This window comes from Negativibacillus massiliensis (assembly GCF_900148495.1).
Classification (GTDB): Bacteria; Bacillota; Clostridia; order Oscillospirales; family Ruminococcaceae; genus Negativibacillus; species Negativibacillus massiliensis.
Map to the genome: position 1 here is coordinate 309,982 of NZ_FTRU01000008.1, position 13,159 is coordinate 323,140.

The following is a 13,159-nucleotide window of genomic DNA, read 5'->3' on the forward strand; positions in this document are numbered from 1 at the left end:
TTAGTGTTCAATATGATCGTTATATAAAAAATACTTTTCCTTTAGCTGTTGAAAGTAATCGAATAACTTGGGGTAGGACTGTGTTGCAGACAATGTTCTTTCCAGCAAATCTTCCCAGTAAAGGTTAAGAATATTTGTAGTGTTATGTTTTTTTGCAAACAGGTCGATGTATTGACGTTCGTGATCAAGTGAGTGATTTTCTCTTGGTGTCAGGAATACGACAATATCTTCTGGTTTTTTGGAAAATACAATATTTCTTGAAATTTGGTAGTGAGAATAAAATTCAAAAATAGAACAGTTCTGATATTCTGGGCAGGAAAGATTGAACTTGCCAAACTGGACACATTGGAAGTGATGGCTGCATATGGAAGATTCTTTAAAGTAAGGACAATTTTGTGTTAGGGGAAGGTAGCATTCCCGCCACTTGTGTCCATATTTTTCTTTGTCCTGTGGACAGGGACGTATACTTCCAAATTCAGTTTCTGTGTACTTTATTTCAAAGGAAATATGCCTGCCATCAGATAGTTCGAGATAGAAGTCAAAGTTAGTTCGTTCTTTTGGTGATGGTTCATATTCAAAACAGGCATTTACGATACAAACATTTTCTGGAATAGATAATCCGGCAGTGCGCAGAATAGAAAGCAATAAACCCTCATAGGAGGCTTCTTCAAAGAACTTTTTGAAAAAGCTGATACATAAAACCTGCGAGGAATTTAAATGACAGGCGTATTGATGATAGGGAAGTGGTCTGCTGTTACAAAGCTCACCTTTCAGGTCACATCTAGCAGGAGGTTGACCATCAATAAAATTAAATCTCAGTTCCTTACAAATATGAGGATAGGATATATTGTGATATAAGCCTCCAAGTTGTTCAGGAGGAAGAGCTTGCATGATATGCTGTTTTACTTTTTGAACGTATTGAATTTCTTTTTTATTTTTCATAGAAACACCTTACACGAAATTGTTTAATCAGAATATATCATGTTTTCTACAAGAATTCAAATATTACATAGAAGTTTAGTGATTAAAAAGTAAGTATGAGAAAACAAAAAGGGTATAGTGGAAAGAAGATTTTTTCACTATACCCTTTTTCTGTATTATTGCACTATATATGAAAATAATGTTGAGGAGGTGAATAATTTGTGATATAGTGTAGATGATTGTAGTATACCCTTTAGAAGATAAATTTGATATGGTTGAAAATATAAATACGTTTAGGATGAAGGAAATATGGAGCTAATTAATAATGTAACGAAAACGTTGCGTGATGATTTATCGGAAGAAATAAAACAGGGAAGCAAGCTCTCTATTGCAGCAGCTTGCTTTTCTATCTATGCTTTTCAGGAATTAAAGAATGAGTTACAAGGAATAGATAAATTACGTTTTATTTTTACATCTCCTACTTTCACGACAGAAAAAGCTAAAAAAGAAAAAAGAGAGTTCTATATTCCAAGATTAAATAGGGAACGTAGTTTATATGGAACTGAGTTTGAAGTCAAACTCAGGAATGAGCTGACACAAAAGGCAATAGCAAAAGAATGTGCTGAATGGATCAGAAAAAAAGTAGTATTCAAATCTAATGTGACCAATGAAAATATGATGGGCTTTATCAATTTGGATGATAAAAACTATATGCCCATTAATGGCTTTACAACAGTAGACTTGGGCTGTGAACGTGGCAACAATGCATATAATATGGTTCAAAAAACAGAGAATCCATTTTCTACAGCATATATAGAGCTGTTTGATCATTTGTGGAATGATGAGACAAAATTGCAGGATGTAACCGATGAAGTTATTGAAAATATTACGGCAGCATATAATGAAAATTCACCAGATTTTATATATTTTATTACTTTGTATAATATCTTTAATGAATTTTTAGAAGATATATCAGAAGATATTTTGCCAAATGAAGCAACTGGATTCAAGGAAAGCAAGATATGGTCTATGCTTTATAATTTTCAAAGAGATGCAGTTCTTGCTATTATTAGTAAACTTGAAAAATACAATGGATGTATTTTAGCAGACAGTGTGGGTTTAGGTAAGACATTTACAGCTTTAGCAGTAATCAAGTATTACGAAAACAGAAATAAGTCTGTACTTGTGCTGTGTCCTAAAAAATTAAGTGATAACTGGAATACATATAAGGAGAATTATTTAAATAATCCAATAGCAGTAGATAGACTGCGCTACGATGTACTTTACCATACAGATTTAAATCGTGTGCAAGGAAAATCTAATGGAATAGATTTGGAACGATTAAACTGGAGTAATTATGATTTAGTTGTAATTGATGAATCGCATAACTTCCGTAATGGTGGAAAAGTTACTGGTGAAGAAAATGAAAAAGAAAATCGTTATCTGAAACTTCTCAATAAGGTTATCCGTAAAGGGATCAAAACAAAAGTTTTAATGCTTTCAGCAACTCCGGTCAACAATCGTTTCAACGATTTAAAAAATCAGTTGGCATTAGCGTATGAAGGAAATAGCGATACTATAGATAATAAGCTGAATACATCCCACAGCATTGACGATATATTTAAAAATGCTCAGAGAGCGTTCAATACATGGAGCAAATGGGTACCAGAGCAGAGAACAACTCAAAACCTTTTAAAAATGTTGGATTTTGACTTTTTCGAGGTGTTGGACTCTGTAACGATTGCCCGTTCTCGTAAGCATATCCAGAAATACTATGATACTGCAGATATAGGAACATTTCCAACAAGGTTAAAACCAATTTCTTTGAGACCCAAATTGACAAGTCTTAAGGAAGCAATTAATTATAATGAAATTTTCCAACAGTTAAATCTCCTGAACTTAGATATTTATCGTCCTAGTTCTTTTATTCAAGCTAGTGCGATAGAAAAATATGCTGTCCTTTATGGTGATAATAAGGTTAATATTGGCTTTACCCAAGCCAACCGTGAGTTGGGTATTCGTCGATTAATGGCAATTAACTTGATGAAGCGTATGGAAAGTTCGGTATATTCTTTCCGATTAACCTTAAAAAGAATCTTCGATTTAATAAATGATACGATTTATCGAATTGATACCTATGATAAACATAGCTCAAGTATTTTGGAACTTACGGATATTTCAAACTTAAATGAGTTTGATGCTGAAGATCAGGATAATGATGAATTATTTACCTTCGGCAGAAAAGTAAAAATTGAAATCGGAGATATGGACTATAAGTCATGGCGAGATAGCTTAGTAAAAGATAGAGAAATTTTGGAACTTCTGATATTGATGGTTGAAGACATTACACCGGGATATGACTGTAAATTGCAGAAATTATTCGATGTAATAAAAAATAAAATGGAAAATCCGATCAATGGAGAAAACAAAAAAATTATTATTTTCACTGCTTTTGCAGATACTGCAAATTATCTGTATGAGCATGTAAGTGAATTTGTTAAAAGAGAGTTCCATCTTAATACAGCAATGATAACAGGTTCTGTAGATGGAAAAAGTACAGTACCAAAATTGAGATGTGACTTGAATACAGTATTGACTTGTTTTTCTCCAATTTCTAAGGATAAAAAACTTTTGTTGCCGAACGACAAAAATGATATTGACATTTTAATTGCAACAGACTGCATTTCGGAAGGTCAAAATCTTCAGGACTGTGACTATTTAATCAACTATGATATTCATTGGAATCCAGTTCGTATTATACAAAGATTTGGACGTATTGACCGTATCGGAAGTAAGAATCAGTTTATTCAACTGGTAAACTTTTGGCCGGATGTTACATTAGATGAATATATTGACTTAAAGGCAAAAGTAGAAACTCGCATGAAAATTGTTGATATGACCGCAACAGGTGATGATAATATTTTAAGCGAGGAAGAGAAAACAGATCTGGAATACCGAAAAGTACAGCTTAAACGTTTACAGGAAGAAGTAGTAGATATTGAGGATATGTCTACCGGTATTTCTATCATGGATTTGGGACTGAATGAGTTCAGACTGGACCTGTTGGAATATATTAAGACGCATCCCGATCTTGATCAGACGCCGTATGGTTTACATGCAGTTGTACCATCTTCAAATGATACACCAGCAGGGGTAATCTATATTCTGAAGAATCGTTCTGAAAGTGTGAACATAGATCATCAAAATAGGCTGCATCCATTCTATATGGTCTATATCCGAAATGATGGGCAAGTTGTTTGTGACCATCTTTCACCAAAGGAAATGCTGGATAAAATGAGGCTTCTTTGCAAAGGGCAGAAAGATCCTATACCAGAGGTATATCACCAGTTCAATAAAGAGACACGGGATGGAAAGAACATGTCTTTTTATTCGAAATTGTTGGGTGATGTAATCGCTTCTATTATTGAGGTGAAAGAAGAAAGCGATATTGACAGCTTTTTGGGAGGAGACCAGATGAGCTTTCTGGGCAACGAAATCAAGGGGCTGGATGACTTTGAATTAATTTGCTTTTTGGTGGTTAAGGATAGCCCAAAGAAAGCAGACTCCACGCAGGAATACAGGCTGGTTGTAGCGGGAAGTAGAACCTTTGATGACTACCAGTTTCTGTCTCGAGCACTAGATCATTATCTCAAAGGCTGTACAAAAAGCGTGGTCATTTTGAGCGGAGCAGCAAAAGGTGCAGACTATTTGGGAGAACGATATGCCCGTGAAAAAGGTTTCAGACTGGAACAATATCCTGCTGATTGGGGACATTTTGGGAGTGCAGCTGGACCAAAACGAAACATGGAAATGGCAAAATCTGCAGATGCAATTATTGTTTTCTGGGATGGAGAATCTCCGGGAACAAAAAACATGATAGAATGTGCAAAATCACAGGGTGTCCCCTATGAAATTGTACGAATATAATGATATAATGGAGGGGATACAATGCTTGGCTTGCCAAAGTCAACAGAGCTCAATAAGCAGCTCCCCAAGAATGCAATCTATGCAAAGTTCCAGATGAGCAATGCAGAAAAAGGAAAAGTGGATGCGGATATTTCAAAGATACTGATTGTCAACGAAGTATCCGCTGCAAAAATAAACATTGCCGAAGGCGAGAAGGTAAAATCCTTTTTTGTTCTGGCAGTGATATTGAAGAAAAAGGAATTTGATGAAAAGACGATCATCACAATCTCCAAGTTAATTCCTCAAAATATGGTATTGGTTTTGGAGTATGGCACGCAGGCAAAGCTGGCTGTTTATCACACCAAGCTGATGCAGACCGAATGGCAGGAACAGGACAGGCTGTCTTTGGAACTGAAGGGTCTGGATATGGATGCAGTGTGGGAGAACGTGCTCAGGAGTATTGAGGGCGGAGAATGGAAGGACGAGCTGTCGCTTGACGAAAACCTTGCTCTACGGGAACAGCAGCAAAAACTGGAAAAAGAAATTGCCCGCCTGAAAAAGCTGGCAAGAAGCGAAAAGCAGCCAAAGAAAAAGTTTGAATTGGTTCAGAAGATCAACGTACTCAAATCAATGAAGAATTGATAATACAAAATGAAAGGAAAATATAGAGATGCCGAGTTGGTTCATTGATATTGTGAAGCAGACAGTCAGTATTTTATTGGCAGTAAGTCCACTTTTAGTACCACAGGTTAGAGATTTTGTCGCGAAAAGTGTGCAACTTTCCTTTGATAAGGCTTTGGAAAACAAGAAGACACTCAATGAAAGAAAAAATTATATCAGTAAAGTCAAGTTTGATAAAGAATTTCAAATCTACACACAACTAAGTGAATACATATTTGACTTGATTTTTGAATCCAGCAAGGTGAGTAGTTTTTTAGGTGATGTAATACAGATATATGATTTTAGAGATATGATAGAAAGAATACAGGATAAATATAATATTGCGAATCAATTTACACAAAGACATGCAGCATTTATAAATCAAGAGATATATAATGAATATTACAAACTGTTTAAATTATACCGAGAATTATTAACATACATTACTTGCTTGGATAGAGAAGCGTATAATTTTAATGCATATGATGATTATAAGATAATAATAGAACCATTATATGAAGATAATGATTTATCCCACAATTTTATTGGCAAAGAATATACATATGTACAACTTAAAGAAGAAGCAATTAATACGCAGAAGAAAATTTCAAAACAATCAGATGAAATATCGAATAAATTGAGAAGCTACTTAGATACATTGGAGGTTATAAAGTAATGGACAACCTTAAAATGCACACACCAAATAAGGCGGATGAGAATTTTAAAAAGTTAGCAGAGCTGTTCCCGAATGCGGTGACCGAGACCATAGATGAGAACGGTGTAGTGGTTCGTGCGATTGATAAGGATGTGCTGATGCAGGAGATCAACACTCACGTAGTGGACGGCAAGGAAGAACGCTATCAGTTTACCTGGCCGGACAAGAAAAAGTCGGTTCTGCTTGCAAATGCTCCCATCAATAAAACCTTGCGTCCGTGCAGGGAAGAAAGTGTGGGTAAGGACGGTACACCGGGCGGCTTTGATTCCGAAAACCTCTATATCGAGGGAGACAATCTCGAAGTCCTTAAACTCCTGCAAGAAACTTATCTTGGCAAAATTAAAATGATTTACATAGATCCTCCCTACAATACAGGACATGACTTTGTATATGAGGACAAGTTTGCACAAAGTACAGAGGAATACCTTGCGAACAGCGGTCAGTTTGATGAGGAAGGCAATCGACTTCTGTCAAACACAGAAAATAATGGTCGTTTCCATACAGATTGGCTCAATATGATCTATCCGAGATTAAGAATTGCAAGAGATTTGCTTGGAAGAGATGGTGTTATCGCAATCAGTATTGGTTTCCACGAAATGTGCAATTTATTAAAAATTTGCCAAGAAGTATTCTCTGACCGTCAGGTTTTCTCAGTTTCAGTGAAAACTTCTGGTGGTAAACCAAATGGTGCGTTCAATATATCAAACGAGTATGTTGTTTTTGCTGTTCCCAATGATTTTATCCCTATCGCTGTGGAAGAGGATATGAAGGAATATGCATCTCCCTATCATGGGATGAACCTGGCCACTTTTACACAGGATGAGCGACCGAATCAAGCATATCCCATTTATATTTCGCTTAAGGATGGTGCTGTAATTGGTTGTGGGAAATCACTTGCTCAAAGAATGGCAGATGGCACTTTCGTCGGGCATGCAAAAGACTATACTTATGACTATAAAGAAGCACCGGAAGGGGCAGTGGCAGTTTGGCCTATCACAAATAAAGGCGAGCAATGTGTTTGGCGTCTTATTCCCGACAGGTTTATTGGAGATTGGAAAAAGGGGTATATTAAGGTGGTTCCAATCAACGGCTCAAACACAAAAAATAAATATGCTATTCAGTATCTCTCAGGTGGCATTATAGACAAGATACAATCGGGAGAAATAAAAACATATCGTATTAGTGATAATCCGGAAATCCCAACGATTGACATTAAGGACTATAAAACCGCTGGCTCTGGCATTGCTTCCATATGGGACGATAAAAGCTTTTATACCGCAAGAGGAAATGCAGATATTAAAGAACTTTTTGACAAAAAAGTATTCTCTTATCCAAAGCCGGTAGACTTAATTTTGTATATCTTGAAGAAAATAGTTCCAGATGATTCATTTGTTCTTGATTTCTTTTCTGGCTCAGCAACTGTTGCTCATGCTGTAATGAAGCAGAATGCTTCTGATGGTGGGCATAGAAAATATATACTGGTTCAGTTGCCAGAAATATGTGAGGAAGGTAGCGAAGCAGAAAGAGCTGGCTATAAAAATATATGCGAAATCGGCAAAGAACGTATCCGTCGTGCCGGTGCTAAGATAAAAGAGGAAAACCCACTGGGCACCCAGCAGTTGGATGTCGGTTTCCGTGTGCTCAAATGCGACAGCTCCAACATGAAGGATGTCTACTACCGACCGGATGAGTATGAGCCGTCCCTGTTTGAGTCTCTGACTGATAATATCAAGGAGGACAGAACGCCGGAGGATCTGCTGTTCCAGGTGATGCTGGATCTTGGTGTGCTGCTTTCCAGCAAAATCGAAGAAACAGTTATCTCCGGCAAGAAGGTATTCCAGGTGGAAGATAATTTCCTGATTGCCTGCTTTGATGATCAGGTAACCGAAGAAGTTATTACCGAAGTTGCCAAGAGAAAGCCATATTATTTTGTGATGCGCGACAGCTCTATGGCAAACGACAGTGTCGCAGCCAACTTTGAGCAGATTTTTGCTACATACAGCCCTGATACAGTAAGGAAGGTGCTGTAATGAAATGTGAAGTATGTGGAATAGATTTGGATAAAGATGGGTTCTGCCCAAAATGTAATCGTCGATATATATGTCTGCAAGAAAACCTTAATATAATGGATGGTTACAGGATCGCCAAAATTAATAAATTATTATATCATTCCAAAAATCATAATAAATATTTAGAAGAAAAGACTGATTATGAACTCAATTACCTTAGAGGAGAATTTGTAGAACGCTACAAAAAAGAAGATAGATTAAATAATGACTATGAAGAAACGATAAAGACACTTGATGGTAAAGTGATTTATCACTGTCATGAACCTCTTTCTGACCATATAAATCACGGAAATGCTAAAAAAAAGGAAGAAGATAAATGAAATTCAATTTCAAAATACAGCAGTATCAAACGGACGCTGTTGATGCTGTTGTTCAGGTTTTTCAAGGACAAGGATATCATGATAGAATCAGTTATATCCGTGATAAGGGAAAACGGAAAAAGGTCAAGGGTGTTGACGGAGAGGACGTTCTTGAAACTGCTTATGTGCAGAAACTGGAGCAGGACGCTGAGGAAGATATTGACCTGGAAGATGACACCGGTTATAAAAATGAGCTGATTGAACTTTCTGATGAACAGCTGCTGCAGAATATTCATCGAGTACAAAGTCAGAATAACATTCGTCTTTCTACCAATCTGGTCAAAGATTTGGGACGATGCTCTCTGGATATTGAGATGGAAACCGGTACCGGCAAGACATATGTTTATATCAAGACAATGTTTGAGCTGAACAAACGATATGGCTGGAGTAAATTTATCGTAGTAGTTCCTTCCATTGCAATCCGTGAAGGAGTAAAGAAAACATTTGAAATGACAGCGGATCATTTCATGGAGTATTACGGTAAGAAAGCACGTTTCTTTGTTTATAATAGTGCGAACCTGAATCAGCTGGATAATTTTTCAGCTAGCCAAGGCATCAATGTTATGATTATCAACACACAGGCTTTTGCTTCTTCTCTGAAAGAAGATGGTAAGAGCAAGGAGGCTCGCATTATTTATTCCAAGCGTGACGAATTTGCTTCTCGCCGTCCGATTGATGTTATCAAGGCAAACCGTCCGATTATTATTTTAGACGAACCACAGAAAATGGGTGGTGCTGTTACCCAAAAAGCTCTGAAAAATTTTAATCCGTTGTTTACACTTAACTATTCTGCAACTCATTCGGTAGAGCACAATATGGTGTATGTACTGGATGCATTGGAGGCATTTAACAAGCGTCTGGTTAAAAAGATTGAGGTAAAAGGTTTCGAGGTCAAAAACTTTAGAGGAACAGACAGCTATCTGTTTTTGGAGCAGATTGTATTATCGGCCAAGAAACCACCAAGAGCTCGAATGGAGATGGAAATCAACTATAATAAATCCATCAATCGAGAGACTCGAGTTTTGAGTGTGGGGGATGACCTTTACTACATATCTCAGGAGATGGAGCAATACAAGGGATATACTATTTCAGACATTGATCCATTTTATGGTACAGTTACCTTTACCAATGGAGAGGTAATCAAAACGGGTGAAGTGGTCGGGGATGTATCTGAATCTGATATGAGACGTATTCAAATCAGAGAGACTATCCTTTCTCATTTTGAAAAGGAGGAAAAGCTTTTCAATATGGGAATTAAGTCACTTTCCCTTTTCTTTATAGATGAGGTAGCAAAATACCGCCAGTATGATGAGGATGGAAATGAACTCCTGGGAGAATATGGACAGATGTTCGAGCAGGAATATACCAATGTTTTAAATGAGTATACCAAAGTTTTTGATACACCATATCAAAGATATCTTAAATCCACCTGTAGTGATGTATCAGCAATTCATAAAGGGTATTTCAGTATTGATAAAAAGACCGGCAGAAGTATTGACAGCCAGTTAAAGCGTGGCAGTGAGTTCTCTGACGATATTTCGGCTTATGATCTGATTTTGAAGAATAAAGAACGACTGCTTTCTTTCAATGAACCGACACGTTTTATCTTTTCACATTCTGCACTTCGTGAGGGCTGGGACAATCCGAATGTCTTTCAAATCTGCACATTGAAACACTCAGATAGCCGGACAGCAAAACGTCAGGAAGTTGGACGTGGACTCCGTTTGTGTGTGAATCAACAGGGTAATAGAATGGACGTACAAAGCTGTGGTGACAGTGTTCATGATATTAATGTTTTGACTGTTATTGCAAGTGAAAGCTATAAGGGATTTGTTGAGGATCTGCAGAGCGACATCAAGAAAGTTCTCTATGATAGACCGACAACGGCAACCAGTGAATATTTTAAAGGTAAGTATGTGAAAGTGGATGGTGTTCCTACTCTGATTGATGCTGTTACCGCAGATGCCATTGAGTTTTATCTTATCAGCAATGGCTATGTTGATATGAAGAGAAAAGTAACAGATAAATACCGAACAGATGCCAACATGGGAACTTTAGCATCCTTACCGGAAGAATTGCAGCCTATGGCAGAAGGTATCCATATGTTAATTCAGGCTGTATATGATGACAGTGTACTGAAAGATATGTTTACTGATGGCCATGAAACAAAGGTAAAAGAAAATCCACTAAATGCAAACTTTGATAAGGCTGAATTCCAAGCATTATGGAAGCAGATAAATCATAAGTACGCATATACAGTGGAGTTTGACAGCAATGAATTGATTCGCAAATCAATTGAGTGTATTAATAACAAATTATTTGTTTCTCAACTGCAATATACAACAACAGTTGGACAACAGAAATCAGAGATGAATCAGTATGAGATAGAGCGAGGAGAATCATTTGCTGGAGAAAAAACCAGAACGAAAACATTAAAACATGCACAATCAAGTCAGATAAAATATGACTTGATTGGAAAGATAGCAGAAGGAACAGTACTTACTAGAAGAACAGTAAGTGAAATTCTTCAGGGTATTCATTTAGATAAATTATATATGTTTCGCAATAATCCAGAAGAATTTATCACAAAGATTGTTCGATTGATTAAGGATCAGAAGGCCAATATGATTGTTGAGCATATTTCTTACAATCAAATTGAAGGGTCTTATGATAATAATATTTTTACAGCTGATAAAAACGTATATAGTTTTGAAAAAGCTTTTAAATCAACGAAAGCAATTCAGGATTATGTGTTTACAGATGGTACAGCAGAACAGAGTGTAGAGCGACGCTTTGCAGAGGACTTGGATGCAGCTGAAGAAGTATGTGTATATGCGAAACTACCAAGGGGTTTTCATATTCCTACACCAGTTGGAAACTATGCACCTGACTGGGCAATTGCATTTTATGAAGGAACAGTAAAACATATATTCTTTGTAGCTGAAACTAAGGGTACTATGGAAAGTTTAAACCTTAGACCTATTGAAAAAGCAAAAATAGACTGCGCCAAAAAACTATTTGAGGAGATGTCAAGTGGTCAAGTGAAGTATGAACATGTGGATAGCTATCAAAGATTATTAGAAGTAATGGGTAAATAAAAAAGGAGCTACAATATTTGTGATAAGGTAGAATAAGTTTCGCAAATTGAAAAGAGGGTAAAAAGAGACATGGTTTGCAGAACTCTGGTAGAATGAAGTTGTGACACTACCATTCGCAAGGAGAGAGCAAACCATGTCCGAGAAGATTGTACAGCTAAACGAGGAAGTAATCAAGGGGCAGCTTAAGGAGTTGGTACGAGGTAGCGTGGAGGAAACACTCAACGAGCTGCTGGAGGCCGAGGCGGAGGAACTGACCCAGGCGGCCCGGTATGAGCGCAACGAACAGCGCCAGGGCTACCGCAGCGGCCACTACAACCGCAGCCTCACGACCACTTCCGGAGATCTCACCCTCAAGGTGTCTAAGATCAAGGGAATCTCCTTTGAGACTGCCATCATTGAGCGGTACCGCCGCCGGGAGAGCAGCGTGGAAGAGGCCCTCATCGAGATGTACCTGGCAGGCGTATCCGTCCGGCGTGTGGAAGACATCACCGAAGCTCTGTGGGGCAGTAAGGTCTCTTCCTCCACCTCAGTGAACTGAGCAAGAAAGCGTATGTCCGCATCGAGGATTGGCGCAACCGCCCTCTGCAGGGCGGACGATATCCGTATGTCTATGTGGATGGGAGCTACTTGCGCCGAAAGCTGGAGCTGGGGATGTTCCATCCCCAGAGAGTTTGAGAATGTAGCTATTCTGGTAGCAATTGCAGTCAATGAGGACGGATACCGTGAGGTTTTAGGTGCCACTGAGGGCATGAAGGGGGACAAGGCCAGCTGGGTCAGCTTCTTCCAATGGCTCCGTGGCCGTGGTCTGGACGGTGTGAAACTTATTGTTGGAGACAAGTGCCTTGGTATGCTGGAGACTGTGGGAGAAGTTTTCCCTGAAGCCAAGTACCAGCGTTGTACCGTCCACTTCTACTGCAATGTTTTCTCTGTAACCCCTAGTTCCAAGGTGAAATTGGTGGCTAAAATGCTCAAGGCGATCCACGCTCAGGAGAGCAAGAAGGCTGCCCGAGAGAAGGCCAAAGCCGTGGTTAGAGGAGCTGCGCTCTATGAAGCTTAAAGAGGCAGCTAAGAAAGTAGAGGATGGTATTGAGGAGACACTCACCTACTGCGATTTTCCAAGTGAACACTGGACTCGCATCCGTACCAATAATGTCATTGAGCGATTAAACCGGGAGATCCGCTGCCGCACCCGTGTAGTGGGCAGTTTCCCGGACGGCAACTCTGCTCTGATGCTGGTTTGTGCCCGGCTGCGCCATGTGGCCGGCACCCAGTGGGGCAACAAAAAGTACATGAATATGAAGCACCTAGAGGCAGCCCTTGAGGATACCTCCATTGCAGGTTGACTTCATTCATACCCAGGTTCTGCAAAACAATTTGCGAAAAACTGTTGACACTACCTAATCAGAAAGTATTTTGTTAAAAGAGTGAACT

General features: G+C 38.4%; 8 protein-coding genes and 1 pseudogene. 8 read left to right on the forward strand and 1 reads right to left on the reverse strand.

Translation table 11 applies throughout. The features are described 5' to 3' along the window. On the reverse strand, positions 1–942 hold the full coding sequence (locus BQ5375_RS07585; protein ID WP_022131719.1) for a PGN_0703 family putative restriction endonuclease: 942 nt from the start codon (positions 940–942) through the stop codon (positions 1–3). 288 nt (positions 943–1,230) lie between these two features. On the opposite strand from BQ5375_RS07585, the gene BQ5375_RS07590 reads away from it, so the two are divergent. The 8 genes and pseudogenes from BQ5375_RS07590 to BQ5375_RS14660 all read left to right on the forward strand — a co-directional run bounded on the left by BQ5375_RS07590 (position 1,231) and on the right by BQ5375_RS14660 (position 13,071). Continuing rightward, positions 1,231–4,848: a helicase-related protein gene (locus BQ5375_RS07590; protein WP_022131718.1), complete on the forward strand. Its 3,618-nt coding sequence runs from the start codon at positions 1,231–1,233 to the stop codon at positions 4,846–4,848. A 21-nt stretch (positions 4,849–4,869) separates the two neighbouring features. Then, entirely contained in the window at positions 4,870–5,469 is a 600-nt protein-coding gene (locus tag BQ5375_RS07600; RefSeq protein ID WP_022131717.1) for a DUF4391 domain-containing protein, read from the forward strand. Positions 5,470–5,497: 28 nt separating this feature from the next. Further along, entirely contained in the window at positions 5,498–6,163 is a 666-nt protein-coding gene (locus BQ5375_RS07605) for a hypothetical protein (protein WP_022131716.1), read from the forward strand. Then, entirely contained in the window at positions 6,163–8,232 is a 2,070-nt protein-coding gene (locus BQ5375_RS07610; protein ID WP_076917660.1) for a site-specific DNA-methyltransferase, read from the forward strand. Before BQ5375_RS07605 ends, BQ5375_RS07610 begins: the two co-directional genes overlap by 1 nt. Then, entirely contained in the window at positions 8,232–8,591 is a 360-nt protein-coding gene (locus BQ5375_RS07615) for a hypothetical protein (protein WP_076917661.1), read from the forward strand. The genes BQ5375_RS07610 and BQ5375_RS07615 overlap by 1 nt, the downstream gene beginning before the upstream one ends. Next, entirely contained in the window at positions 8,588–11,728 is a 3,141-nt protein-coding gene (locus BQ5375_RS07620) for a type III restriction-modification system endonuclease (RefSeq protein ID WP_022133523.1), read from the forward strand. The genes BQ5375_RS07615 and BQ5375_RS07620 overlap by 4 nt, the downstream gene beginning before the upstream one ends. Positions 11,729–11,861: 133 nt before the next feature. After that, a pseudogene (locus tag BQ5375_RS07625) lies at positions 11,862–12,785 on the forward strand (IS256 family transposase). Further along, entirely contained in the window at positions 12,775–13,071 is a 297-nt protein-coding gene (locus tag BQ5375_RS14660) for a transposase (RefSeq protein WP_022133520.1), read from the forward strand. Before BQ5375_RS07625 ends, BQ5375_RS14660 begins: the two are co-directional and overlap by 11 nt. The last annotated feature ends 88 nt before the right edge of the window (positions 13,072–13,159 follow it).